27 protein-coding genes and 2 tRNA genes are annotated in these 24,224 nt (G+C 40.6%); 16 read left to right on the top strand and 13 right to left on the bottom strand.

Features of this window, described 5'->3' with window-relative positions; translation table 11 throughout:
- Nucleotides 1–44: 44 nt before the first annotated feature.
- A complete protein-coding gene (locus JIG41_RS12440) occupies nucleotides 45–1,166 on the bottom strand; it encodes an S-(hydroxymethyl)glutathione dehydrogenase/class III alcohol dehydrogenase (RefSeq protein WP_036968764.1) in 1,122 nt (373 codons plus the stop codon).
- Between the two features lie 108 nt (nucleotides 1,167–1,274).
- Between JIG41_RS12440 and JIG41_RS12445 the strand changes: the two genes are divergently transcribed.
- The 6 genes from JIG41_RS12445 to JIG41_RS12470 all read left to right on the top strand — a co-directional run bounded on the left by JIG41_RS12445 (nucleotide 1,275) and on the right by JIG41_RS12470 (nucleotide 6,486).
- Nucleotides 1,275–2,156 carry a LysR family transcriptional regulator gene (locus JIG41_RS12445; protein ID WP_036968761.1) on the top strand — a complete coding sequence of 294 codons (882 nt, stop codon included), beginning with the start codon at nucleotides 1,275–1,277 and terminating at the stop codon, nucleotides 2,154–2,156.
- Between the two features lie 89 nt (nucleotides 2,157–2,245).
- The gene (locus JIG41_RS12450; protein WP_199524849.1) at nucleotides 2,246–3,463 is read left to right on the top strand and encodes a lipoprotein-releasing ABC transporter permease subunit; all 1,218 of its coding nucleotides are present in this window, start codon (nucleotides 2,246–2,248) and stop codon (nucleotides 3,461–3,463) included.
- The gene (gene lolD / locus JIG41_RS12455) at nucleotides 3,456–4,154 is read left to right on the top strand and encodes a lipoprotein-releasing ABC transporter ATP-binding protein LolD (RefSeq protein WP_036968755.1); all 699 of its coding nucleotides are present in this window, start codon (nucleotides 3,456–3,458) and stop codon (nucleotides 4,152–4,154) included. The genes JIG41_RS12450 and lolD overlap by 8 nt, the downstream gene beginning before the upstream one ends.
- Nucleotides 4,144–5,388 (top strand): lipoprotein-releasing ABC transporter permease subunit, encoded by a 1,245-nt coding sequence (locus JIG41_RS12460; RefSeq protein WP_074988268.1) that lies wholly within the window; start codon nucleotides 4,144–4,146, stop codon nucleotides 5,386–5,388. The genes lolD and JIG41_RS12460 overlap by 11 nt, the downstream gene beginning before the upstream one ends.
- A gap of 17 nt (nucleotides 5,389–5,405) precedes the next feature.
- Nucleotides 5,406–5,936, top strand: coding sequence for a DUF924 family protein (locus JIG41_RS12465; RefSeq protein ID WP_074988267.1), 531 nt, complete (start codon nucleotides 5,406–5,408; stop codon nucleotides 5,934–5,936).
- Nucleotides 5,937–6,039: 103 nt separating this feature from the next.
- Complete coding sequence (locus tag JIG41_RS12470; RefSeq protein ID WP_036968747.1) at nucleotides 6,040–6,486, top strand: DUF4826 family protein; 447 nt, start codon at nucleotides 6,040–6,042, stop codon at nucleotides 6,484–6,486.
- A gap of 68 nt (nucleotides 6,487–6,554) precedes the next feature.
- On the opposite strand, the gene JIG41_RS12475 is transcribed toward JIG41_RS12470, so the two are convergent.
- From JIG41_RS12475 to JIG41_RS12530, 12 genes are all read right to left on the bottom strand, one after another.
- On the bottom strand, nucleotides 6,555–7,013 hold the full coding sequence (locus JIG41_RS12475) for a GNAT family N-acetyltransferase (protein ID WP_036968745.1): 459 nt from the start codon (nucleotides 7,011–7,013) through the stop codon (nucleotides 6,555–6,557).
- Between the two features lie 12 nt (nucleotides 7,014–7,025).
- A complete protein-coding gene (locus JIG41_RS12480; protein WP_074988266.1) occupies nucleotides 7,026–8,171 on the bottom strand; it encodes a cupin domain-containing protein in 1,146 nt (381 codons plus the stop codon).
- Between the two features lie 269 nt (nucleotides 8,172–8,440).
- The gene (gene purB, locus JIG41_RS12485; RefSeq protein WP_036968740.1) at nucleotides 8,441–9,811 is read right to left on the bottom strand and encodes an adenylosuccinate lyase; all 1,371 of its coding nucleotides are present in this window, start codon (nucleotides 9,809–9,811) and stop codon (nucleotides 8,441–8,443) included.
- 33 nt (nucleotides 9,812–9,844) lie between these two features.
- The gene (hflD, locus tag JIG41_RS12490; protein ID WP_036968737.1) at nucleotides 9,845–10,447 is read right to left on the bottom strand and encodes a high frequency lysogenization protein HflD; all 603 of its coding nucleotides are present in this window, start codon (nucleotides 10,445–10,447) and stop codon (nucleotides 9,845–9,847) included.
- Nucleotides 10,447–11,547, bottom strand: coding sequence for a tRNA 2-thiouridine(34) synthase MnmA (mnmA, locus tag JIG41_RS12495; protein WP_065979989.1), 1,101 nt, complete (start codon nucleotides 11,545–11,547; stop codon nucleotides 10,447–10,449). Before mnmA ends, hflD begins: the two co-directional genes overlap by 1 nt.
- A gap of 209 nt (nucleotides 11,548–11,756) precedes the next feature.
- Nucleotides 11,757–12,191 (bottom strand): NUDIX hydrolase, encoded by a 435-nt coding sequence (locus tag JIG41_RS12500; protein ID WP_036968734.1) that lies wholly within the window; start codon nucleotides 12,189–12,191, stop codon nucleotides 11,757–11,759.
- Nucleotides 12,184–12,831: an rRNA large subunit pseudouridine synthase E gene (locus tag JIG41_RS12505; protein ID WP_199524850.1), complete on the bottom strand. Its 648-nt coding sequence runs from the start codon at nucleotides 12,829–12,831 to the stop codon at nucleotides 12,184–12,186. Before JIG41_RS12505 ends, JIG41_RS12500 begins: the two co-directional genes overlap by 8 nt.
- A complete protein-coding gene (gene tusE, locus JIG41_RS12510) occupies nucleotides 12,831–13,160 on the bottom strand; it encodes a sulfurtransferase TusE (protein ID WP_036968729.1) in 330 nt (109 codons plus the stop codon). The genes JIG41_RS12505 and tusE overlap by 1 nt, the downstream gene beginning before the upstream one ends.
- Before the next feature lie 3 nt (nucleotides 13,161–13,163).
- Nucleotides 13,164–13,430, bottom strand: coding sequence for a sulfurtransferase complex subunit TusB (gene tusB / locus JIG41_RS12515; protein ID WP_065979864.1), 267 nt, complete (start codon nucleotides 13,428–13,430; stop codon nucleotides 13,164–13,166).
- A complete protein-coding gene (gene tusC, locus JIG41_RS12520) occupies nucleotides 13,427–13,783 on the bottom strand; it encodes a sulfurtransferase complex subunit TusC (protein ID WP_075593624.1) in 357 nt (118 codons plus the stop codon). The genes tusB and tusC overlap by 4 nt, the downstream gene beginning before the upstream one ends.
- Nucleotides 13,780–14,133, bottom strand: coding sequence for a sulfurtransferase complex subunit TusD (tusD, locus tag JIG41_RS12525; protein WP_036968721.1), 354 nt, complete (start codon nucleotides 14,131–14,133; stop codon nucleotides 13,780–13,782). Before tusD ends, tusC begins: the two co-directional genes overlap by 4 nt.
- Before the next feature lie 55 nt (nucleotides 14,134–14,188).
- The gene (locus tag JIG41_RS12530; protein WP_036968718.1) at nucleotides 14,189–14,854 is read right to left on the bottom strand and encodes a Bax inhibitor-1/YccA family protein; all 666 of its coding nucleotides are present in this window, start codon (nucleotides 14,852–14,854) and stop codon (nucleotides 14,189–14,191) included.
- A 257-nt stretch (nucleotides 14,855–15,111) separates the two neighbouring features.
- Here JIG41_RS12530 and JIG41_RS12535 point away from each other — a divergent pair.
- The 10 genes from JIG41_RS12535 to JIG41_RS12580 all read left to right on the top strand — a co-directional run bounded on the left by JIG41_RS12535 (nucleotide 15,112) and on the right by JIG41_RS12580 (nucleotide 23,987).
- Nucleotides 15,112–15,202, top strand: a tRNA-Ser gene (locus tag JIG41_RS12535).
- Between the two features lie 42 nt (nucleotides 15,203–15,244).
- Nucleotides 15,245–15,335 (top strand) — tRNA-Ser (locus JIG41_RS12540).
- Nucleotides 15,336–15,476: 141 nt separating this feature from the next.
- Nucleotides 15,477–15,872, top strand: a complete 396-nt coding sequence (locus JIG41_RS12545) for a hypothetical protein (RefSeq protein ID WP_036968716.1) — start codon at nucleotides 15,477–15,479, stop codon at nucleotides 15,870–15,872.
- 125 nt (nucleotides 15,873–15,997) lie between these two features.
- Nucleotides 15,998–16,459 (top strand): GAF domain-containing protein, encoded by a 462-nt coding sequence (locus tag JIG41_RS12550; RefSeq protein WP_199524851.1) that lies wholly within the window; start codon nucleotides 15,998–16,000, stop codon nucleotides 16,457–16,459.
- Entirely contained in the window at nucleotides 16,456–16,734 is a 279-nt protein-coding gene (locus JIG41_RS12555) for a hypothetical protein (protein ID WP_036968711.1), read from the top strand. The genes JIG41_RS12550 and JIG41_RS12555 overlap by 4 nt, the downstream gene beginning before the upstream one ends.
- 14 nt (nucleotides 16,735–16,748) lie before the next feature.
- Nucleotides 16,749–17,402 carry an RNA chaperone ProQ gene (proQ, locus tag JIG41_RS12560; protein ID WP_036968708.1) on the top strand — a complete coding sequence of 218 codons (654 nt, stop codon included), beginning with the start codon at nucleotides 16,749–16,751 and terminating at the stop codon, nucleotides 17,400–17,402.
- Between the two features lie 27 nt (nucleotides 17,403–17,429).
- Entirely contained in the window at nucleotides 17,430–19,454 is a 2,025-nt protein-coding gene (prc, locus tag JIG41_RS12565) for a carboxy terminal-processing peptidase (protein WP_036968705.1), read from the top strand.
- A 196-nt stretch (nucleotides 19,455–19,650) separates the two neighbouring features.
- A complete protein-coding gene (gene nhaC, locus JIG41_RS12570) occupies nucleotides 19,651–21,129 on the top strand; it encodes a Na+/H+ antiporter NhaC (RefSeq protein WP_065979868.1) in 1,479 nt (492 codons plus the stop codon).
- Between the two features lie 42 nt (nucleotides 21,130–21,171).
- On the top strand, nucleotides 21,172–23,766 hold the full coding sequence (pepN, locus tag JIG41_RS12575; RefSeq protein ID WP_199524866.1) for an aminopeptidase N: 2,595 nt from the start codon (nucleotides 21,172–21,174) through the stop codon (nucleotides 23,764–23,766).
- Entirely contained in the window at nucleotides 23,766–23,987 is a 222-nt protein-coding gene (locus JIG41_RS12580; protein ID WP_118844221.1) for a DUF2835 family protein, read from the top strand. Before pepN ends, JIG41_RS12580 begins: the two co-directional genes overlap by 1 nt.
- Nucleotides 23,988–24,224: the final 237 nt, after the last annotated feature.

Here is a 24,224-nt window from a genome sequence, read left to right on the forward strand (position 1 = left end):
TTGAAAATGAAAGCGCCTTTTTAAATCAAGGCGCTTATTAATGATTAGTAATGAATAACAGAGCGGATACTCTTACCTTCGTGCATTAAGTCAAAGGCTTCATTAATATCTTCAAGTTTCATGGTGTGTGTGATGAAGTCATTAAGTGCAAATTCACCCTTCATATATCGTTCTACGATTTCAGGTAACTCAGAACGGCCTTTTACTCCACCAAATGCGCTACCACGCCATACGCGGCCTGTTACAAGTTGGAATGGGCGTGTTGAAATTTCTTGGCCTGCGCCTGCAACACCAATAATAACTGATTCACCCCAGCCTTTATGACAACACTCAAGTGCAGAGCGCATTACGTTTACGTTACCAATACACTCAAATGAGAAATCGACACCGCCGTCGGTCATTTCAACAATCACTTCTTGAATTGGTTTATCGAAATCATTTGGATTGATCAAATCTGTGGCGCCAAGCTTAGTAGCCAGTTCAAATTTGCTGGTATTAATATCAATACCGATAATACGACTAGCGCCTGCCATTTTTGCACCGATAATGGCAGATAAACCAATGCCGCCAAGACCAAATATAGCAACCGTGTCACCTTGTTGTACTTTAGCAGTTTTAGTAACCGCCCCCATACCTGTTGTTACGCCACAGCCAAGTAGGCAAATTTCTTCAAGCGGGGCTTCTTTACTCACTTTTGCGAGTGAAATTTCAGGAAGTACAGTGTATTCAGAAAACGTTGAGCAACCCATATAATGATAAATTGGTTGACCGTCTTTATAAAAACGAGTGGTGCCATCTGGCATTAAACCTTTACCTTGTGTTTCACGAACAGCTGAACACAGGTTTGTTTTACCCGATTTACACATCTTACACTCGCCACATTCAGCGGTGTAAAGAGGAATGACGTGGTCGCCGACTTCAACGTGAGTTACACCTTCACCCACAGCCTCTACAATACCGCCGCCTTCATGGCCGAGAATAGCAGGGAAAATACCTTCAGGATCTTCACCAGATAAAGTGAATGCGTCTGTGTGACAAACACCGGTTGCTACAATTTTTACAAGCACTTCGCCTTTTTTAGGCATCATCACATCGACTTCTTCAATCGATAGAGGTTGGTTTGGTCCCCAAGCAATTGCTGCTTTTGATTTAATAAAATCAGTCATAACGTTCCCTTATTTGTAGGTAGTAGATAATTAACATAGACTATTTTATTTATTTCTCAATGGATGATAATCTTCGATTTATTAAAACACTTTTACAGTATGGTAATAATGAATCGTTGGCATGGAATTGATGAGTTTTTAGCCGTCGCTGAAACAGGCAGCTTTACTAAAGCAAGTCGATTATTAGGGATGTCAGTGGCGCATGTCAGTCGCTATGTGAGCCAATTAGAAGAGCGTTTAAATACGCAATTGCTTACTCGGACAACACGCAAGGTGGTACTTACCCAAGAAGGTGAAGTGTTTGCTCATCAAACTAAACAATTGCAAAATGCGATGGACGACGCCACGGCACTTTTGGCTGAGCAGCAACTGACACCAAAAGGGACAATTAAATTAACTGCACCAGTGATGTATGGCGAAAGCTACATTATGCCTGCTGTCCATACATTTATGCAGAAACATCCTGATATTGAAGTTATTAGTCACTTGAGCAATGAACAAGTCAATTTATTAGATGAGGGGTTTGATCTGGCGATTCGGTTAGGGCATTTAAAGGATTCATCATTAAAGGCCAGACGAATAAGTCAGCGACGTTTAGTGATTTGTTGTAGCCCAGACTATATCAATAACTATGGTCAGCCTCATAGTGTGAGTGAACTTCATCAGCACCACTGTTTAATTGGAAATAACAGTTACTGGCGTGTGAAAGATCAACTTCAAGATAAACATATTAAAGTGGCGGGTCGATTACAGTGTAATAGTGGCTGGGCTTTGGTTGATGCTGCTATTAAAGGTTTAGGCATTGTGCAGCTACCAGATTATTACGTGGATAAATATTTGCAGTCAGGTCAATTAGTCGCGGTGCTTTCCAATGTTGCCCCCGCACCTGAAGGCGTTTGGGGGGTATATCCGCCAAGGCAATTTATTGCAACTAATGTAAAAGCATTATTAGACCACTTAATAGAGACTGTTCAAGTATCAGATTTATAATTATTTTTTACAAATTCGATAATCCCATCATGGCTAAATATATGCTAACATGAGCGCATATTTAGCCCTTATAAAACCTATAATTACTTATGTTTCAACCTGTTAGCCTTTTTATAGGGCTGAGATATAGCCGCTCCTCAAAGGGCAACGCCTTTATCTCTTTTATTTCGTTTTTTTCTATTGCGGGCATTGCTATCGGTTTAATGGCTCTATTTACCGTAAGCTCTGTGATGAATGGTTTTGAAAATAACCTCAAGACTAATATGTTAGGTTTGATCCCGCATATTGAAGTGGACGCTAAGTCACAGTCTAAAGAAGCCATGTCGCGTATTAAGTCACAGCTGTCGGAGTCTCCTGCTGTAAAACAAGTCAATTTGTATCGTCATGGAGAGGCTATTTTACAAACTAATCAAGACCTTCATGGTGTGCTCTTACAAGGCTTATATGATGATGGGAGCTCGTTATATAACATTAAAGAAAAAATAGTGGCAGGTAATTGGTCACTAGTCATGGATGAAAATTATCACATAGCAATAAGTCGTTATTTAAGTCGTAAACTGGGTATTTCGTTGGGTGATAAAGTACGAGTGATCATGCCAAATGCAAGCACCTATACTCCGCTTGGTCGAGTACCTAGCCAGCGTTTATTTACGGTTGCAGCGCTGTACGAAACACAATCTGAAATCGATATGTCACTTGCATTTACTAGCGGCTATTCATTGCAGCGTGTTTTAAAGCTCTCACAATCAGTTGCCCCTAATTTGAGTGTTTCTTTGCATGAACCATTTGCCGTTGAGCAGGTGCTTAAAAGTCATGCGTCTATATTTAAAGACGTTGAACACACAGACTGGCGCGATAGCCAAGGCACCTTATTCGCTGCGGTGGCCATGGAAAAGCGCATCATGTCTATGTTACTGGGATTAATAGTATTAGTTGCGGTGTTTAATATCGTCTCGGCTTTAACCATGATGGTGAGTGAAAAGCAAAGTGAAGTCGCTATTTTGCAAACCTTAGGGCTAACACCAGCACAAGTACAAAATGTATTTATGATCCAAGGTCTGTATAACGGTTTAATTGGCACCAGCATTGGTGCATTACTGGGTGTGTTGTTTAGTCAGTACATTAATGAATTATTGAATATGTTTGGCATCAATTTACTCGCAGGCATGCGTTTATCTGTTAAATTTGATGTAGTCAGTTTAAGCCTAATTGCCGCCGGTAGTATTGCAATGAGCTTTTTAGCAACGTTGTATCCTGCCCGTAAAGCTGCAAAAGTGAACCCAGCAGAGGTATTACGTTATGAGTGAGTTAGTAATCAAGTGTCAGCAGCTTAATAAAGTGTATCAAGATGGCGAAAACCAAGTTGCAGTATTAAAAGGGGTTAACTTGAGCTTAGAGCAAGGTGAAATGCTCGCTGTTGTTGGCAGCTCGGGTTCAGGAAAAAGCACGTTACTACATATTTTAGGTACGCTTGATGGTGCCACAGACGGTAAAGTTGAAATTAAAGGTAAACAAGTCGGTAAACTAAATCGTAAGCAACAAGCTAATTTCCGTAATGAGAATTTAGGGTTTATTTATCAATTTCATCATTTATTAATGGAGTTTACGGCAGTTGAAAACGTTGCAATGCCGTTACTCATAAAGGGATTAAGTGCCAAGGACGCGACTGAAAAAGCACGGGTTATGCTTGATAAAGTAGGGTTGTCTCATCGTAGTGAACATAAACCATCGGCTTTGTCTGGTGGTGAGCGTCAGCGTGTCGCAATTGCGCGTGCATTGGTGACAGAGCCCGCTTTAGTGCTTGCCGATGAGCCTACCGGCAACTTAGATAAGCAAAATGCGATTAAAATATACGACCTCATTAAAGAGTTAAACAGCAGCTTAAAAACCAGCTTTGTGGTGGTAACACACGATTTAGAACTTGCTGATAAGCTTGGCAAGATTGCTTATCTTGACGATGGAAAATTAGCGATTAAAGAGTCTCAGCATGTTGCTTAGTGCGTTTATTTCGAAGCGTTTTAGAGCGCACTCAGGACACAAAGATGGGCAAAACGGTTTTGTTAGCTTTATAGCTAAAGCATCGACAATTGGTATTTTATTGGGCGTGGCCGTTTTAATCGTTGCCCTTTCGGTTATTAATGGTTTTGAGCAACAGCTTGTTCATCGTTTACTGTCTGTCGTGCCTCAGGTTGAATATGTTGCGCCGAATAAACCGATTAATAATTGGCAGTCAAAAGTAAGCCTACTTAACTCGCAATCTGGTGTAGTGGGAGCGGCGCCTTTTATTAGCGTGAATGGCATGGCGCAATTTAAAAGTGATTTAAAAGCTGTTGAGGTACGTGGAGTTGCTAGCGAATTTGAAAACCAAGTATCAGCGATTAATCAATTTACTCAAGGCCGACTGGTTAGCCAGCTGCAACAAGAAGATATTCTCTTAGGTCAGCAAGTTGTTAATAAACTAGGGCTGAAAATAGGGGATCCTGTTACTTTGTTAATCCCGCAAATTAACCAGCAAAGTAACACCTTGCTTGCGCCAAAACGGGTTAGTTTAAACTTGGCTGGCATTATTAACATGGGTGGACCTATTGATGAAACGGCTGCTTTTATTCGTTTAGATAAAGCACAATCAGTATTGGGTTTTAGTGAAGATCAGGTTACAGGTTTACGTTTAAAAGTGGATGATGTTTTTAATGCTCATCAAATCGCGATGCGTGTTGGCCAAGTTATCCCTGATTATGTGTATGTCTCGAGTTGGTTTAGAACGCAGGGCAGCTTGTATCAAGACATTCAAATGGTGCGCACCATTGTTTATATTGTGGTGTTTTTAATCATTGCTGTGGCGAGCTTTAATATCGTGTCATCTTTGGTGATGGAGGTACGCGAAAAACAAGCAAATATTGCCATTCTAAAAACCATGGGCGCACAAGACAGTACTATTTTAGCAACGTTTGTGATGCAGGGATTTACACAGGCGCTAATAGGGGTTGTACTTGGCACTATTATCGGTGTGATGGTCGCGTTAAATATCAGCGAATTATTTACTTGGCTGAGTAACCTTTTGGGCGACAACCCTTTACAAGGTGTTTATTTTATTGAGTTTTTACCCAGTAAATTAGTCTGGCAAGATATTGTGATCACCGTTATTGTGACCTTTGTGTTAGCGATACTGGCCACTTTATATCCTGCATGGCAAGCCACCCGTGTAGACCCAGCAAAAGTGCTAGGCAATTAAATGTAGGAGACGAGTGCATGGATAAGCAATCAGTTATTGATTTTTGGTTTAATGATTTAGGGCCTTCGGCTTGGTATCAGCAGTCCGATGAATTAGATAGGTTAATTACTGATAAATACGCACCGTTACTTTTGCAGGTAATAGCAGGAGAGTGCGCTAATTGGCGAGTCGATGCGATAGGCTCTTTAGCAGAAATCATTGTTTTAGATCAGTTCTCTCGTAATATTTATCGCAATTCACCGCGTGCTTTTAGCCAAGATGCCCAAGCGCTAACTCTTGCTCAGCGTGCAATCGAATTAGGCTTTGACAAGGCACTACCGACTGAACAAGCAGCCTTTATTTATATGCCTTTTATGCACAGTGAATCAAAAGCGATTCATCAGCAGGCCTTACAATTATTCAGGGGCCTGCCTAATTATGAATTTGAACTAAAACACAAGCTGATCATTGATAGATTTGGTCGTTATCCCCACCGCAATGCCATTTTAGGGCGAGAATCAACGCAAGAAGAGCTGCAATTTTTAACGGAACCGGGCTCTTCCTTTTAACTTGGGTGAATAATATCCAAATGCACTTCGTTTACCCCTAAACACTTGCACAGCTCAATATTAAGCCTTAAAGTGTCTGAAATGTTGTAAAAGAGTAACCATCATGGAACAAAAACAAGCGAGACCATTAACACCTGAAGAACAAGCAGAAGCACAAAAGCAAAGTGTTATTTGGCAAAGAGAATGTTTCCAAAATGCACAAAAGCACTTAGCTGAAAAAGGTGTTATACCGCAAACTGTTGTTGAAAAAGAAAGCCGTTTTATTGCACCGCTAGTCGCAATTTGGAAGTTCAAAGCGCAAAATGGTAAAAGTTATTGGGTGATTACGGGTCGATTACCTACCGATCATGCTGAAGCGGGCGCGGCTGCAAACCCACGCGAAGTCTTACGTTATTTCTCAATGCAGTGGCAATTAAAAGCAGACCAATTGATGCAATCTGGTGCAACAGATAAAACGAAAGTTGATTTTGCTAACCTACTGATTAATCGCGCTCATGGTTTGTATGAGTTATTCGAAAAAGATGAAATGTGGCAGAATGAGCCCGCGTAATCGCATTTTAATTATAAAAAAAAGCTGAATAATTTTATTCAGCTTTTTTATGAAAATGACAAAAGTCACTAATGAACCATCGTGAATGGTCGCGTATCAAACTGTTTTATAGGGCAAAGCATTCGCTGTCTAGGAATACCCGCTTCCATAAATACTAAGCCATCAGCAGCAAAACCATTTCGTTTAAATCGTTCAACTTCATTTAAAATACAATTAATACTGACGCAATCACAGCCTTGCTTTTCAGCCATATTAACTAAGTAGGTTAGCAGTGATTTATAGACCGAACGGTTGCGATGCTCTGGTAAGACGGCAATGCGCCCAATCAAGCCATCATTACACAAACGCCCAGTGGCAACTGGGCATTTTCCATCGTCTGTAACGAGCACGTGATGGGCTGTTTTATCTAAATGATCAAATTCAACGTGTTTTGGTATATGAAGCTCATATACAAATACACGTTCTCTGATCCGTTGTAAGAGTTCCTTGTCGATACTCCATTCAACTTCGTCAATATGATACCCCATAAGCACACGCTCCTAACAAAACCAAATACCCTCATTTAAAAGTGTAGTAAATGTTTTTAAAAAGTCGTGGTTATTTTTTGAACTATTTATATCGTCTGCTGTCAGCCAGCTTTGGTCTGTAAGCCTTTTGATATCGGCAAGTGCACTCATTTCATGCAGGTAGTTTATACCGTTAACACTTAAAAGAACTTTATCATCAATAATTTGATAAATAGCGCGTGTACCACCTAAACGTTCAAAAACCAGCGTTTCATCAGTGAGCAGCTCACGTACTTGATCAACCGTGTAGGGCTCTTCTAAAGGCGCTAAGTCCATATCGTGTTTTGGTTGACTTAAACTGTTACCAAGCCAGGTTTTAAACACTGTATTATCATCGATGGCTGCGATCATGAGCTGTTTAATTTGCTCGGCTTCTAGGTTGTTTAGCTCACCTTTAGAATCGCGCAGTGTCAGCTTGCTATCGCCATAGCGTGTATTGCCAAGTTCAGTATCAATTAGGTGATCGGCAAATTGTGAGAGTAAGTCTCGTTGATTAGGTGCTCTAAAACCCACTGAGTAGTTAAGAGCATTTTCAACTGCATAGCCTTCATGTGGGCAACCTGGAGGAATATACAAAATATCGCCAGGCTCTAATACACAATCAATTACAGCAGGGAATTGTTCTACTTGAAGTAGACTTTTATTTTGAGCGAATTGTTTTAAGTTTGCATCAGGTAAACCAACACGCCAATGACGTTTGCCAAGACCTTGAATGATAAATACATCATATTGGTCTAGATGCGGACCCACGCCACCCCCTGGTGTTGAGTAACTTATCATCAGATCATCAATTCGCCAGTTTGGAATAAAACGAAATGGTTCAAGTAATTGAGCTGCATCTGCATGCCAATGATCAACGGCTTGTACTAGCAATGTGGCATTCTTTTCTGTTAGTAAGCTAAAGTCTTCGAATGGGCCGTGGTATGCCTGCCAGTCATCAGCATGATTGGTGATGATACGTGACTCAATGCTGTCTTCCATTGCAAGTCCAGCTAACTCCTCTGGCTCAATTGGATCTTGAAAATCACTAAAACCTTGTTTAATAAGTAGCGGTTTTTTCTGCCAATACTCGCTTAGGAATTGCTGCGGAGTAAGCGAATTAATAGTTAGTTGATACATATAGGTACCTAATACCAAGCTGTTGAGTTATACCAATGTGCAAAAATACTTAATCATCTTGAGTGATTAAACCAGTCGCTACCAGCGTTAAAATTTCTGATTTAGAACAACTAAATAACTAAATTTTTGCCTGTTATCAACGCGGTTTTATTGCCTCAAAATAAACCACTTAAGTAAGCAAGATGGTATTAATTGAGCAAGTTGGCATGATTAAAAGTAATAAAAAAGCGAAAGGAAGGCCTTTCGCTTTTTAAAGTCACATACGCAATTTATGCTAAGTTATCAATGAACTCAACAGCACGGCCAATATAGTTTGCCGGTGTCAATTTTTTCATTTCAACTTTTGCTTCTTCTGGTAAATCAAGACCATCAATGAAATCAGCCATGATTTCTTTGTTAACACGTTTACCACGTGTTAAGTCTTTAAGCTTTTCGTACGGCTTTTCGATACCGTATTTACGCATGACTGTTTGAATAGGCTCAGCAAGTAATTCCCAGTTTTGATCAAGTTCTTCTAAAAGGCGCGGTTCGTTAACTTCAAGTTTGCTAACACCTTTTAACGTTGCTTGATAAGCAATTAGGGTATAGCCCATGCCCACACCCAGGTTACGTAAAACGGTTGAATCAGTTAGGTCACGTTGCCAGCGAGATACAGGCAGTTTTTGCGCAAGGTGAGCAAAGATTGCATTTGCAATACCTAAGTTACCTTCAGAATTTTCAAAATCGATTGGGTTTACTTTATGTGGCATTGTTGATGAACCAATTTCACCCGCAATCGTTTTTTGTTTAAAGTGATTAAGAGCAATGTAACCCCAAACGTCACGGTCAAAATCAAGTAGCACAGTATTGAAACGTGCAATTGCATCAAAAAGCTCTGCAATATAATCGTGTGGCTCGATTTGTGTTGTGAATGGGTTAAATGTTAAACCAAGACTCGTAACGAATTGTTCAGCATGGTTGTGCCAATCGTAATCTGGGTATGCACTTAGGTGGGCATTGTAGTTACCTACTGCACCGTTGATTTTACCTAGCATTTCAACTTGAGCAATTTGGTCACGTTGACGCTTTAAGCGCATGTAGACGTTTGCAAACTCTTTACCCATTGTTGAAGGTGTTGCAGGCTGACCGTGTGTACGAGTCATCATAGCAACAGATTTATATTCAACTGCTTTTTCTTTTAAAGCATTTAGGAGTTGATCACAGTAAGGAAGTAACACTTTGTCACGCGCTTCAGTTAACATTAAACCGTGAGATAGGTTGTTAATGTCTTCTGATGTACATGCGAAATGAATAAACTCATTCACTGCGTTAAGCTCTGCGTTGTCAGCTACTTTTTCTTTCAGTAGATATTCAACGGCTTTAACGTCGTGGTTAGTTGTGCGCTCGATTTCTTTAACGCGTGCTGCGTCAGCTTCGCTAAAGTTATCAACAATGGCATTAAGTAAAGCATTAGCCTCGTCGCTAAATGCCGGTACTTCTGTGATTGCGCTTGCTGCAGACAAGGCTTGTAACCAACGAACCTCAACAGTTACACGGTATTTGATTAAACCAAATTCGCTGAAAATGCTGCGTAGTTCCGTGGTCTTGCTGCCATAGCGACCATCTACCGGAGAGATAGCGGTTAACGCTGAAAGCTCCATAATGACTCCTAAATTGTCTAGTTTGAACGATAATTAAATATACTGTTTAGCAATAGCGAGAATTTTTCTTTTCGCAAAGAAAAAGTGACGGCGTTTACCGCCCATTTGTCGCCATAACACGGCACTACGAATTCCGGCTAAAAGGAGAGCGCGGATTTTGTTTTGCGTGAGTTGCTGCTTTAATAACTCTGGCTTGCCGTACACTTGAATACGATGCCCAAGGGGGCTTAGCACCGATGAGTAAATATCGGCAAGCGCTGCGACCACGGTATCATCTGTGATTGCAAAATGGTCGAGGCGTCGTTTTACATCATCGATACGTCGACCTAATTCATTTAAACTGTTTTGTTTTGCACTTAATGCACGTTCTAACTGCATTAAGCCACCTACATACTTTACGATTTCAACGTCTTTGTCGGCGCCTGCTGAAAGCTGGGCAGTCAACACGCGATAACCCTCACGTAAATTATGTTTTCCCTGGTATACATCTTCAGGGGTATTCGGTGACGTTTCTACAATACAGTTGAGTAATTTTTCTAATTCGTGATCGCTACCACTGCCATATTGCGCTACTTTTTGAACCTGTTTAGCAACTTGACACATGGCGGCTAATGCCATGACTTGGTGCTCTGTCATTATTTGATCACCGAATCGATAATACCGCCACCGAGGCATACTTCGTCAGCATAAAAAACGGCTGATTGGCCTGGTGTCACTGCTTTTTGTGGCTCATCGAATAATACGCGTGCCATACCATCTTCACCAACCAGCAATGTACAGCTGATGTCTTCTTGGCGATAGCGTGTTTTCACTGTACAACGCGTCGTGCCCTTTGGCCCAACACGGTCAACCCAGTGAAGTTGGTTAGCATTTAAGCCATTACTGTATAAGCGAGGGTGATCTTTACCTTGACCAACCACTAAAACATTGCGTGCAATGTCTTTGTCTACAACATACCAAGGCTCGCCTGAACCTTCTTTCATACCGCCAATTAACAGGCCTTTTCGTTGGCCAAGGGTATGGTACATAAGACCTTCGTGCTCACCGACTTCGTTACCATCAGTGTCTTCAATTTTGCCCGGTTGTGCCGGTAAGAATTTTTGTAAAAAGTCTTTAAATTTACGCTCACCAATAAAGCAAATACCGGTGCTATCTTTTTTATCGTGCGTTATTAAATCTTGTTCTTCGGCAATGCGACGAACGTCTGGCTTGGCAATATCACCAACAGGGAAAAGTGTTTGTGCAATATGCTCATGACTTAGTGTGTATAAAAAGTAGCTTTGATCTTTGTTGTCATCAAGGCCACGGCACATAACATATTTGTCGTCTCGCTTTTCACGGCGCACATAATGACCCGTGGCGATATAATCGGCACCTAGCGCTTCAGCTGCAAATTCTAGAAAGGCTTTGAATTTAATTTCTTTGTTACACATGATGTCTGGATTAGGTGTGCGACCTGCTTTGTACTCTGCTAAAAAGTACTCAAACACGTTATCCCAGTATTCTGCTGCAAAGTTAACAGTATGTAGTTCAATACCTAGTTTATCGCACACGGCTTGTGCGTCTTTAAGATCTTCTGCAGCAGCGCAATATTCATCATTATCGTCTTCTTCCCAGTTTTTCATGAACAGGCCTTCTACTTGATAGCCTTGTTGCTTTAATAAATACGCTGATACAGAAGAATCAACACCGCCGGACATACCAACGATGACTTTAATGTGACTATTTTCGCTCATAATATTCGCTGTCATTTTTTAACTGCTGTGGAAAGGCCGATATTATATACCCAAACCACTTCAAGATGCGAGTTTCAGTTAGGATTAAACGTAATTTAGGCGCGCTACTGATTGCAAATAGTGGTTATTTGCTTGTTACTGTAATAAATCGCTTTTATTTAACAGCGTTAATCAAAATAATCGTCATTATTGGTAAATAACACGCGTCGTTATTGGTAAATCAGGCTCAGTGGATAGGCATGTCCTGCGAGATGATCTTCAATACACTTTAAAACCAGAGGGCTTCTGAGTGGCAGCTCTTTTATGGCGTCTAAGCTGAACCAGTGAGCGCTTATAATATCGCTATCAATAGGTGAAGGGGGGAGCTGCTCTGCGCAACTAAACGCAAAACTAAATCGCATGTAGTGTACACCATTTGTGGCATGCAGATTATAAATACCCACAAGATGTGAAGGGGAGAGCGTTAAACCCGTTTCTTCGTATAGTTCACGACTTGCTGCTTCGCTCACGGTCTCGTGTGCTTCTAAATGCCCTGCAGGTTGATTGTAACAAATTTCGCCTGTGTGTTTATCACGCTCTTTTACCAGTAAAAACTTGTTTTGACAGGTAACGATAGCGGCAACAGTGACATGAGGTTTATGCATCTGGGTTATCCACTACTTTATATTCGCCACTTGCTAATCCTGCAAGGGTATATTTGCCAATGCTGTAACGGATAAGTCTTAAGGTCGGGAAACCAACATGGGCTGTCATGCGCCTTACTTGACGATTTCGTCCTTCAGTTATTGAGATTTCAAGCCAACTAGTCGGAATGTTTTTACGCTCTCTTACCGGTGGTGTTCGAGGCCATAAGGTCGGTTCGTCAATGCGTTTAACTTTGGCTGGTTTGGTCATGCCATCTTTAAGCTCTACACCTTTATTGAGCGCATAAATGGCTTCGTCGGTAACATCGCCTTCGACTTGCACCCAGTAAGTTTTAGCGGTCTTTTTATGTGGCTCAGTTAATGTGTGCTGTAATTTTCCACAATTGGTGAGTAGCAATAGGCCCTCGCTGTCTCTGTCGAGGCGACCTGCAGCATAAACGTCTTTGATGTTTATAAAATCAGCCAGAGTTTTACGATTTTGATCATCCGTAAATTGGCACAATACATCAAATGGCTTATTGAACAGCACAACTTTGCGTTGCTCTGGGCTTAAGGGTTCTTTTACTTCACGTTTTAGTGTGGGTCTTGAATAACGTCGCCCATTACTGCGACGCGGTTTACTCGTAGGTTTGTGTGCCATTAAATACACCTTGCTGGCTTTGGTAAACCTGCAATTTTTGTAGCTTGCTTCGCAGGGCCTTTTGGAAACAGCTTATATAGATACATGCTGTTGCCTTTTTCTTCGCCGAGTTTTTGTGCCATTGCTTTTACTAGCATACGAATAGCTGGACTGGTGTTGTATTCTAAATAAAAGTCACGAACAAAATGCACGACTTCCCAATGTTGTGCAGTCAGGGTTATGTTTTCTTGCTCAGCAATTATAGGAGCCAGTGCTTCACTCCAATCTGCGCTGTTGAGTAAATAACCTTGTTTATCAGTGTCTATTTGTTTGTTATTAAATTCGAGCATGGTTTACCACGTGATAGTGTTTTGGCTAGTTAAAGTCAGTTCAACAAACTGGTTGTAGTCAATATCGACATCATATTCGCTAAGCGTAATGGCACGCGCTGTGGCATCTTCTTTTAATAAATGCAAAGCAGCAGAAAATTGTCTGTACTGTTTAATGTTGTAGCAAGCATCACCGACAAGCAGCACAGTGTCATCACTGCTGATTAAATTTTCAAGTGCATTGGTGCAGTAGTGCGACAAAGGTTTTGAAAAAATATGCAAGGTACTCATAGAGTCACCACCTGGTGCTGCTGACTTATTAAGAGGCGCTGCTGTTCAAAATTAGCGACTTTTACATCAATAATTAAATTATCTTTGGTTAAATTAAAATCCATCAGTGATTTTTCGCAAACGTAAATGTTTTCAACATCATATAACTCAAGCGTTTTAATGGTTTTAAAATAGTTTTTAATTCCCAATACTTCAGGTTGTTGGTGTTTTTTGAGTGCCAGTACAGCATCGCCACTGAGTAACCAACTAATATTTTGCTCAATGGCAGCAAATATCAGTGTGGTGTCGAGTGATTCACGCATATGCTGATCGTCAAACGGGCCATGTTGGCTAATTACTAAAATGTTCTTCATTTAAATTGCACCCATTTATCAGCATCCGCAGCGAGCATAGCAAACTCGGCCAGACCTGCGACGGTGAATACCCCTGTATTTTCGATGTCTAAACCACGCTTTTCTGCCGCGGTAACACACAGTAAAAGTGGGATACTTTTAGCGTTGAGTTCTTGCCATAAACGACTAACAGGTAACTCGTCACTGGCGAGTTCTAAATGTTGACTGGCGTGATACACACCTGCTTGATACAAAAAAACAGCTGAAATTGTGTGCCCTGCATCAAGGCAAGCCTGTGTAAATTTAATCAGACGTTGCGTACAGTCATGATCGGTCGGTGCGGTGTGAAGTGAAAGTACAAATTGTGCCAAAACGCATCCAATAAAAAAGCCCCTAGAAAGGGGCTATTTTAACAGAACTATTTAATTAGTCATCACTTGCGCCAAGTAGATGTAGAAGCGAAGTGAATAGGTTATACACGTTTAAGTACAGTGCAACGGTGGCACGAATGTAGTTTGTTTCACCGCCGTTAATAATGCGGCTTGTGTCGAACAAGATTAAACCCGACATAATTAACACAACTGCTGCATTTATCACCATAAACGTGATTGAGCTGCCGATGAATAAATTGACTAAGCTTGCAATGATAACAACGATTAAGCCTACGGTTAAAAAGCCGCCCATAAATGAGAAATCTTTTTTGGTCGTTAGCGCATACGCCGATAAACCAAAGAAAATAAGTGCGGTTGAACCCAGTGCTTGCATAATAAGCATTGGACCATTTGGCATTGCTGCGTAGTAGTTAAGGATCGGACCTAAGCCTGCTCCCATCAACCCCGTAAAAACAAATACCCATGCAACACCCGATGCGCTGTCTGCCTTTTTATGCACCACAAAAAGCACACCAAACGCAACTAAGCTAAATACTATACCCATAAAGTAAGGTAGGTTCATTGCCATTGAAATACCTGCAGTGATGGCACTGAAAGCCAGTGTCATAGCAAGTAAAAAATACGTGTTTTTTAGTACTTTATTTGTTTCAATGGTCGACATAACCGGTCTAGCGGTATTGTACGATTGATTAAACGCCATTGTTAGAGCTCCTTAAATGAACTGATATGTTCGTTAGTTCCAATAGTTAAACTGAACTAAGCCTATCAAGAGTTATATATTTGGGCAAACCTTTGTAGATCAATAGACACGATAAATAATAAAAAAGTTCAGATTGTTCACAATTTGGCTCGCATTGTGTTTTTGCTGAACGATTTAGTTGTTTTTTAATCACTTAAACAGTTTTTTGAAAAAAAAGCTTCACAAACTAAGCTGCCTTATCTATTATGCACGCCGTCGGAGAGATGGCAGAGTGGTCGAATGCACCGGTCTTGAAAACCGGCAGGGGTTTGTAGCCCCTCTAGGGTTCAAATCCCTATCTCTCCACCATTATTTTTACTACTGGCGAAAGCGAGTAGTTTTTCCGCACTCGGAGAGATGGCAGAGTGGTCGAATGCACCGGTCTTGAAAACCGGCAGGGGTTTGTAGCCCCTCTAGGGTTCAAATCCCTATCTCTCCACCATTATAAAAGCCGCTGAATCTAATTCAGCGGCTTTTTTGTTTCTGCTGTTTTTAAATTACGACTATGGTCGATATTTCGTATTCTACCGAGTTAGTCCATGCTTAATACTTCTCGTATTATCTTTGTGAAATTAGGGAATTTATGAAACATCGTTTAGCAAAGAGTGTAGGACTTTCATTATTATCACCCGTCATTATTGGCTGTGTACTCGGTGTGTATTACGCATTGACGCTAGAAGGAAATGGCTGGCGTATCTTTTTCAATTTATTTATGAACGCGATTGCAAATGCACATATTGTTGGCCTTACAATGGCAGCATTTGTTGTGCCTGGTTATCTGCTTATGTACAAGTACGCAAAAGTAAACTATTCAGGCGTTCTTACTTTGGGTTTACTCGGGGGTGCTATTTTTAGTTACTTGCTAAGTGCGACATCAGGTATGGCGTTTATTGTAAATGCAATTATGTCTGCATTGGCCGCAGGATTATTTTTATTTGGCTTGCGACAGGGTCTACCATCTCAAACATCTCATCAATAGCAGAATATTTAATCAAGCTGACTGAAATTAAGGGCAAAATGTTTTTTTTTGCCCTTAAAAGGTTTCATTTATCGCCTACAAAGAGTACCTTTAGCTACTGTATGTTTAATAAGAAGTAGTTTGGTATGCAAAAGCAAGATTTTTACCAGTCATTAGTTAAACAAACTGAATCGCTGATCGCTGGTGAACCCAATGTCATAGCTAATATGGCGAATATTAGTGCGTTGTTATTTACCTCATTAGAGGATATAAATTGGGCGGGCTTTTATTTACTGGATTCGCCAGAAGAATTAGTGCTAGGGCCGTTTCAAGGTAATCCTGCGTGTATCCGTATTCCAGTTGGAAAAGGGGTATGTGGGACTGCGGCACAAACACAAGAAACACAATTAGTTGAAGATGTTCACGTTTTTGCAGGTCATATTGCTTGTGATGCAGCATCAAACTCTGAAATTGTTGTACCAATCTTCAAAGATGGTCACGTGTTTGCCGTGCTTGATATCGATAGTCCGAGCATCGGTCGATTCGATACTGATGATCAAGCTGGTTTAGAAGCATTGGTAAAATGCTTTGAGGCAAATCTGAAATGAAAGATCTGCTAAATGTGCAAGATTACCTTTTTGCCATTCACGATGTTGGTGATTGGGAAGGGGAAGAAGAAGTTGCAGCTGAAAGGCTCAACGACTTGATTCATATGGCTTGGGATCGTCTTCCAGATGACTTAGACTGTGAATCAATTGATGAAATTATAAATGGTATTTGGGAACACCTTCGCGGTGATTTAGCGCTTATTGAAGCGGACTTCGAAGAGTTAACCGACTGGGTAACACACTATGTCGATTCATCGCTCGATGAAAAGATGTAATAAAAGGTTCTAACATGGAAACCACAAACAAGCTAAAAGATATTAATGAAGTATTGGATTTCTTATACCAAGAATTTCCACAATGTTTTAAACAAAAAGACGGCATTCAGCCGCTTAAAGTGGGTATCTTTAAAGATATCGCTGAGCGCATTGAAGGTTCTGAGAAAGTAAGTAAAACTCAGGTTCGTCAAGCGTTAAGAAAGTACACCTCAAACTGGCGCTATTTAGAAGCCGTGACAAAGTCTGAGTTCCGTATTGACCTTGATGGTAATCAAGATGAAAAAGTGGAACAAGAGCACATTGAGCACGCTCAAAAAGCGTTAGAAGAAAGCCGCGCAAAAATGGCTAAACGCAAAAAAGCCCAGCGTCCACCACGTAAAGATGCAGACACAAAATCTTACAAAAAGAATGCGGGTTCGCACGCCAAAACAGGCGATAAAGGCGCTAGAGTTAACACTAAACCAGCTAAAGCTGCTCCTGCAAAACGTTCAGGAAAAGTTGAACCATTACCTGCCTCAGAGGTCAAGGTTAATAGCAAGGTTAAAGTTAAACTTGGCCAAGCACTTGTAAACGCAGTTATTACTGAAGTGAATAAAGATGAAGTTCACGTTGAGTTAGTAACAGGAATGCAAGTTAAGACCAAAGCAGACAGCCTGTATATCATTTAATAGCTGTAAAAAATAAAGGAGTTGTGTATGAGTAAAAAGTTTACGCTCATTCCGTTAGTCGCTGCCCTGTTTTCAGGTTCATTATTGGCTTCTACAGATAATTTAACTGCAGAAGATTTACCAGTACTCAAGCAAGAAAGCCAACATAGTACAGCAAGCAAACGGGTGACAAACTTATTTACTCGTGCACACTACAAACCCATTCGCTTTAACGATGAATTATCTGAACAGATATTTGATCGTTATATCGAATCCCTCGATTTTAATAAAAGTGTGTTTTTAGCGTCTGATATTGCTTCTTTCGAACAATATAAAGATCAGTTCGATAATGCGCTCTCTTCAGGGAAACTTGGGTTTGCCTTTGATATTTTTAATCTGAGCTTAAAGCGTCGTTTTGAGCGTTATGATTATTCTTTATCGTTACTTGAAAATGAAATGAAGTTCGATAAAGCAGATGAATATATGTTTGACCGCGAAGACGCTAAGTGGGCAACGACTCAAGCTGAGCTTGATGAATTGTGGCGTCAGCGCGTTAAATACGATGCGTTGCGTTTAAAAATGACCGGTAAAGATTGGCAAGGCATAAAAGAGGTCTTAACCAAGCGTTACCACAATGCGCAAAAACGCTTAGTGCAGACAAACAGTGAAGATGCATTTCAAATTGTAATGAATTCGTTTGCACGTAGTATTGAAGCACACACATCTTACTTATCACCCCGCCGTGCTGAACAGTTCAAAATGGACATGGACCTTGAACTTGAAGGTATTGGCGCAGTATTAAGTTATGATGAAGATTATACCGTGATCCGAAGCCTAGTTCCGGGTGGTCCCGCTGACAAATCTGAACAAATTAAAGCCGATGACCGCATTATAGGTGTTGCTCAAGAGGGCGAAGACTTTGTTGATGTTATTGGCTGGCGTCTTGATGACGTAGTTGATTTAATCAAAGGCCCTAAAGGTACTAAAGTTCGCTTACAGTATCTAAAAGGGGCGGATGCTCATGGTACTCCGAAAGTTGTTGAGATAACCCGTGATAAAATTCGTTTAGAAGACCGTGCTGCTAAATCAGAAGTATTTGAAGCGAAATACTCAGATTTAACAAGTAAAATCGGTGTGATAGAAATCCCAGGTTTCTACAATAATTTATCGCAAGACGTAAAAGTTGAAATTGCGAAATTAAAAGAAGCGAAAGTAGATGGCATCATAATCGATTTACGCCAAAACGGCGGCGGTTCATTGTATGAAGCGACGCAATTGTCAGGCCTGTTTATTGATCAAGGTCCAGTCGTACAAATTCATACGTTAAACAACCGTATCGAAGAGCAAAAAGACCGCGATGGTGTCACTTTTTATGATGGCCCATTAACCGTTTTAGTTGACCGTTACAGTGCATCAGCCTCTGAAATATTTGCAGCAGCGATGCAAGACTATGGCCGTGCTATTGTGATTGGTGAGCAAACGTTTGGTAAAGGTACAGTACAACAGCACAAACCGCTGGGCCGTGCGTATGATTTATATGATCACCCACTTGGCAGCGTACAATACACAATTGCAAAATTTTATCGTATTAATGGCGGAAGCACGCAGCATAAAGGGGTGATTCCCGATGTGTCATTCCCCTCAGCGATTGACCCAGCAGACTGGGGCGAAAGTCAGCAAGACAATGCATTACCTTGGGACAGCATCATTCGCGCTAAATATAATTCAGTTGACGATTTGAAGCCTGCGATTGCTTATGTCAATAAATTACATGATGCGCGCATTGCCAATGAGCCTGAATTTGGTTATGTGTTCGATGACATTAAACGTTATCAAGAAGAGAAAGATCGAAAAACAATTTCACTTGTTGAAGCAACACGTATTAAAGAGAAAGATGAAGGTGAAGAGCGTGCGCTTGAGCGTGCTAATGAACGATTAGTTCGATTAGGTCACAAACCTGTAGAAAGCTTAGATGATTTACCTGATACGCTTGATGATCTCGACCCTTTCTTAGAAGAAGCCGCGTTAATTACGCAAGACTATATTAAGTATGGTCGGCTCGCGAAAAAATAAATACCTATAATTGGTTAATAAAAAGGCGCTTAGGCGCCTTTTTTACTGCCCAAAACGGGGCATCTTGTTATAATTGATTAATCTGGCTGTCTAAAATGTTCGTGGTCTAATTAATAAACATTAATCCAAGGCGTTCTTTAGGCAATCAAACAATAATAATTAAACACGCCACATAAGACGTGTAGGAGACTATCTTTTGAATTCAATTGAAGAGAAGCCGATCAAACAGGCCAGTTTTTTAGATGCCTTGATCCCCATTACTGTTCTCGTGTGCCTATTGGGTGCAGCTGTTTATTTATTCGGTGATAACTCATCATCGGGGCCAAATCAAATAGCCTTACTCTTTGCTACTTTTACTGCTGCCTTAATCGGTCTAAAAAACGGCTATACCTGGAAAAAGCTTGAACAAGCGATGATTGAAGGGATCACCTTATCATTAGGTGCCATTATTATACTGTTAATGGTAGGCGCATTGATTGGCACATGGCTGCTATCTGGAACAGTACCCACCTTAATTTACTATGGTTTACAAATTATCAATCCAAGTTGGTTCTATGCGGCTAGTTGTTTAATTTGTGGCATTGTTGCGATGAGTATTGGTAGCTCATGGACGACAGCTGCTACCATCGGTGTGGCATTATTAGGTGTTGCAACGGGGTTAGGACTTGAGCAGGTGGTGACTGCCGGTGCTGTTATTTCAGGCGCGTACTTTGGTGATAAGTTAAGCCCACTGTCGGAAACAACAAATTTAGCCCCTGCGGTTGCCGGAGCCGATCTGTTTGAGCATATTCATCATATGCTTTGGACCACGGTGCCTAGCTTTATCATTGCCTTAATTATTTTTATTTTTATGGGCTTTAATGCAGGTGGTTCAGCAGAAGCAGGCCGAATTGATGAAATCATTAACCTGTTAGAAAGCAACTTTAATATCGGGCTTGAAATGCTCGTGCCATTAGTCGTGTTGCTTATTCTTGCAATAAGAAAAATGCCGGCATTTCCAGCTATTTCAATTGGTGCAGTACTGGGTGCTATTTGGGCTATGTTGTTTCAATCAGATTTAATTAATAGTCAAATTGATACGTCACAAGGGCAGTTAATTGGCTATTTCAAGCTAGTATGGACAACATTTTTTGATGGCTTTAGCATCGATACGGGCGACGAAAAAATGGATTCATTGCTCAGTGGCGGCGGTATGGCCGGAATGTTAAACACAACTTGGCTAATTATGACCGCATTGATGTTTGGCGCCATTATGGAGAAAACTGGCTTGCTAGATATGTTTGTAAAAAGCATATTGAAAATAGCGAAAAGCACCGGCTCACTTATAACAGCGACAATTGCGACTTGTATCGGTACCAATGCAGTGGCGGCAGATCAATACATTGCTATTGTTGTACCAGGACGTATGTTTAAAGATGAATATGAAAAACGCGGTTTAAAACCGGTGAATTTATCACGTACTTTAGAAGACGGTGGTACCATTACAAGCCCGCTGATCCCATGGAATACGTGTGGTGCATATATGCAAAGCGTTTTATTAATTAACCCATTTGATTATGCACTTTACGCTTTCTTTAATTTAATTAATCCAGTACTCGCTGTTGTTTACGCATATTTAGGTATTAAAATTTTACGTATCGAACCAAAACACGTTAAACAAACCAGCGCTGAATAATTCATGTTAGGCCCTGTTAAACAGGGCCATTTGGAGTCAATGATGTCTGCAACGAGTAAACCTCAAGCTCAATATTTAAAAGATTACCAAGCCCCTCATTTTTCAATACAACATATCGATTTACGCTTTGAATTAGCGCCCTTAAAAACCGTCGTACACTCAACAATGACGATTAACCGTGTGGACGAAACGGGGGCTGATTTAGTGCTTGATGGTGTTGATTTAACACTTATCTCACTGCATGTAGATGAGCAAGAGTACAGTGACTATACGCTTGAGGATGAGGCACTCATCATCCACAATTTACCTGCTAATTTTATTTTAAAAATTGTCAACCATATCGATCCTCAAACAAACACTTCCCTCGAAGGCCTGTATTTATCAGGGGGCGCGTATTGCACGCAATGTGAAGCTGAAGGTTTTAGAAAAATCACTTATTACTTGGACCGCCCAGATGTATTGGCAAGTTTTGATGTTACGATCATTGCTGAGCAAAAATACACGCATTTATTGTCTAACGGTAATCAGATTGATGCAGGCACACTTGATGATGGTCGCCACTTTGTCAAATGGCAGGATCCATTTAAAAAACCAAGTTATTTGTTTGCATTAGTTGCAGGTGATTTTGATGTGTTACGCGACCAGTACACAACGAAATCAGGCCGTAATGTCGAGTTGGCCTTATTTGTTGATAAAGGTAATTTACCAAAAACCCCGCATGCAATGACATCGTTAAAAAAATCAATGCAGTGGGATGAAGAACGTTTCAATCTTGAATACGACTTAGATATATACATGATTGTTGCCGTCGATTTCTTCAATATGGGGGCGATGGAAAATAAAGGATTAAACATCTTCAACTCTAAATGTGTGTTAGCGAATCAAGAAACCGCCACCGATAAAGATTACCACACGATTGAATCTATTGTAGGGCATGAATATTTTCATAACTGGACGGGCAATCGCGTTACTTGTCGAGACTGGTTTCAGTTGTCTTTGAAAGAAGGTTTAACCGTATTTAGAGACCAAGAGTTTAGTAGTGATTTGGGATCTCGTGCCCTAAACCGTATTGATGCTGTAAAAGTAATGCGAACTCATCAGTTTAGCGAAGATGCAGGGCCTATGGCGCACCCAATTCGCCCAGAAAAAGTTATTGAAATGAATAACTTTTACACTGTGACAGTGTATGACAAGGGCGCAGAAGTTATTCGTATGATGCACACGATATTAGGCGAAGAAAAGTTTCAGCAAGGTATGGCGCTTTACTTCCAACGGCACGATGGTCAAGCCGTTACCTGTGATGACTTTGTTGCAGCCATGAGTGATGCTTCTGAAATTGACTTGCAGCAGTTTAAGCGTTGGTACAATCAAGCGGGTACTCCAAGATTAAAAGTAGATCAATATTTTGATCATGCTAATCAAACCTTTACACAGACCATTGAGCAATTTGCGCCAGATAATCAACCTAATAATGCGTTGTTACATATTCCGTTTGCGATTGAACTACTTGACCCTGCTGGTCAATCAGTGCCGTTAACGATTAATAATCAGATGCAAGATTCTGTGCTTAATATAACTGAAAAACAACACACCTTTGTGTTTGAAAATGTTATAGAGCCGCCTGTTGCAGTGCTTCTGGAAGATTTTTCTGCTCCTTGTATTGTTGACCAAACTAGCAGCACCGCTGATTTGCTCCATATTATGCGTTTTGCACGAAGTGATTTTTCGCGATGGGATGCACAGCAACGATTATTTACCAACGAAATTAAAGCCGCAATATCATCGGGTAATGCATGTTTATCACCCGACATCATTTCTGCTCTTAACGTATTAATTACAGAACGAGCAGGGGATTTGGCACTGATTGCAGAGCTATTAAAATTACCAAGCTATGACACGATTGCGGCTGAATATGCAGTGATCCCCGTTGATGACATTGTTTCAGTAATGAATACATTTGAACTACACATTGCGACTGACTTATCGGACTCATTGATTGCGTGTTATAAGGCATTACACGATGATGGCACAACATCTGCCGAGGCTGTTGCCGTTAGGGCACTTAAACAGGTCTGTTTGCACTATTTAGCAAAAACTGAACAGCAAGACGTGAATGACTTTATTGACGAAGCCGTGGCCAGCTCTAACATGACAAATGTGTTAGCTGCGCTAAGTGCGGTTGTAAAAGCGAATCACCCTCGCTGTGATGATTTGCTCAATGAATTTGATGCTAAATGGCGACATGATGTACTTGTAATGGACAAATGGTTTGCATTGCAGGCAATGAAAGAGTCAGCAACCTGCATTGAAGACATTAAGCAGTTGTATGATCACCCAAGTTTTGATTTTGGTAATCCAAACCGTGTCAGAGCATTGGTCGGCAGCTTTAGTCATTTTAATACTACACAATTTCATCGTGCAGACGGCAAAGGGTATCAATTATTGGGTGATTTGCTTATTAAGCTCAATGATATTAACCCGCAAAATGCATCACGTATGTTAACACCATTTATGGCATGGAAACGTTATGATCACGACCGTTCGCAGGCAATCAAAGCACAATTGCAACGTTTGGCATCATTAGAGAGCCTAAGTGATGATTTATTTGAAAAAGTTGAGAAAGCGTTAGTAGGTTAATGACTGAATACTTTTTTTCTTTGTATTTAAGTTATGCAGAATGCCTTGATTACTATCATGGTAAATATACTTCAATACAGGTAACAGAAGATGGTGGCAAAACAATTCGTTTTGCTGCCAAGCATTTACGTCCTTTTATTTCATCATTAGGGATAAGAGGGCGTTTTAGACTCACGCTGGGCGCTGATAATCAGTTTTTAAAGCTTGAAAAAGTGAATTAAAACGCCAAATAGCCTTAAAGCTGTCATACGACAAAGTGTGCTAATTTACCCAAAAATTAGCCACATTTTTCTCCCTCCTATAAAATAATCTTATTATATTTTTGTTAATTCAATTTGTTCTATTGTTAATTTACGTGTATAAATTATCTGGTATGACGTCTTACCAATACGTAAACGTCACATTTTTAAATAAATATTAACCGATTGAACGCGTTCTATATTGTATTTTTACTATTT

Source organism: Pseudoalteromonas sp. bablab_jr011 (assembly GCF_016464045.1).
GTDB lineage: Bacteria > Pseudomonadota > Gammaproteobacteria > Enterobacterales > Alteromonadaceae > Pseudoalteromonas > Pseudoalteromonas lipolytica.

What these genes read in the sequence shown, in the direction of transcription:
- JIG41_RS12440 (WP_036968764.1), bottom strand. Translation starts at nt 1,166, where the DNA reads ATGACTGATTTTATTAAATCAAAAGCAGCAATTGCTTGGGGACCAAAC.
- JIG41_RS12445 (WP_036968761.1), top strand. Translation starts at nt 1,275, where the DNA reads ATGAATCGTTGGCATGGAATTGATGAGTTTTTAGCCGTCGCTGAAACA.
- JIG41_RS12450 (WP_199524849.1), top strand. Translation starts at nt 2,246, where the DNA reads ATGTTTCAACCTGTTAGCCTTTTTATAGGGCTGAGATATAGCCGCTCC.
- lolD (WP_036968755.1), top strand. Translation starts at nt 3,456, where the DNA reads ATGAGTGAGTTAGTAATCAAGTGTCAGCAGCTTAATAAAGTGTATCAA.
- JIG41_RS12460 (WP_074988268.1), top strand. Translation starts at nt 4,144, where the DNA reads ATGTTGCTTAGTGCGTTTATTTCGAAGCGTTTTAGAGCGCACTCAGGA.
- JIG41_RS12465 (WP_074988267.1), top strand. Translation starts at nt 5,406, where the DNA reads ATGGATAAGCAATCAGTTATTGATTTTTGGTTTAATGATTTAGGGCCT.
- JIG41_RS12470 (WP_036968747.1), top strand. Translation starts at nt 6,040, where the DNA reads ATGGAACAAAAACAAGCGAGACCATTAACACCTGAAGAACAAGCAGAA.
- JIG41_RS12475 (WP_036968745.1), bottom strand. Translation starts at nt 7,013, where the DNA reads ATGGGGTATCATATTGACGAAGTTGAATGGAGTATCGACAAGGAACTC.
- JIG41_RS12480 (WP_074988266.1), bottom strand. Translation starts at nt 8,171, where the DNA reads ATGTATCAACTAACTATTAATTCGCTTACTCCGCAGCAATTCCTAAGC.
- purB (WP_036968740.1), bottom strand. Translation starts at nt 9,811, where the DNA reads ATGGAGCTTTCAGCGTTAACCGCTATCTCTCCGGTAGATGGTCGCTAT.
- hflD (WP_036968737.1), bottom strand. Translation starts at nt 10,447, where the DNA reads ATGACAGAGCACCAAGTCATGGCATTAGCCGCCATGTGTCAAGTTGCT.
- mnmA (WP_065979989.1), bottom strand. Translation starts at nt 11,547, where the DNA reads ATGAGCGAAAATAGTCACATTAAAGTCATCGTTGGTATGTCCGGCGGT.
- JIG41_RS12500 (WP_036968734.1), bottom strand. Translation starts at nt 12,191, where the DNA reads ATGCATAAACCTCATGTCACTGTTGCCGCTATCGTTACCTGTCAAAAC.
- JIG41_RS12505 (WP_199524850.1), bottom strand. Translation starts at nt 12,831, where the DNA reads ATGGCACACAAACCTACGAGTAAACCGCGTCGCAGTAATGGGCGACGT.
- tusE (WP_036968729.1), bottom strand. Translation starts at nt 13,160, where the DNA reads ATGCTCGAATTTAATAACAAACAAATAGACACTGATAAACAAGGTTAT.
- tusB (WP_065979864.1), bottom strand. Translation starts at nt 13,430, where the DNA reads ATGAGTACCTTGCATATTTTTTCAAAACCTTTGTCGCACTACTGCACC.
- tusC (WP_075593624.1), bottom strand. Translation starts at nt 13,783, where the DNA reads ATGAAGAACATTTTAGTAATTAGCCAACATGGCCCGTTTGACGATCAG.
- JIG41_RS12530 (WP_036968718.1), bottom strand. Translation starts at nt 14,854, where the DNA reads ATGGCGTTTAATCAATCGTACAATACCGCTAGACCGGTTATGTCGACC.
- JIG41_RS12545 (WP_036968716.1), top strand. Translation starts at nt 15,477, where the DNA reads ATGAAACATCGTTTAGCAAAGAGTGTAGGACTTTCATTATTATCACCC.
- JIG41_RS12550 (WP_199524851.1), top strand. Translation starts at nt 15,998, where the DNA reads ATGCAAAAGCAAGATTTTTACCAGTCATTAGTTAAACAAACTGAATCG.
- JIG41_RS12555 (WP_036968711.1), top strand. Translation starts at nt 16,456, where the DNA reads ATGAAAGATCTGCTAAATGTGCAAGATTACCTTTTTGCCATTCACGAT.
- proQ (WP_036968708.1), top strand. Translation starts at nt 16,749, where the DNA reads ATGGAAACCACAAACAAGCTAAAAGATATTAATGAAGTATTGGATTTC.
- prc (WP_036968705.1), top strand. Translation starts at nt 17,430, where the DNA reads ATGAGTAAAAAGTTTACGCTCATTCCGTTAGTCGCTGCCCTGTTTTCA.
- pepN (WP_199524866.1), top strand. Translation starts at nt 21,172, where the DNA reads ATGTCTGCAACGAGTAAACCTCAAGCTCAATATTTAAAAGATTACCAA.
- JIG41_RS12580 (WP_118844221.1), top strand. Translation starts at nt 23,766, where the DNA reads ATGACTGAATACTTTTTTTCTTTGTATTTAAGTTATGCAGAATGCCTT.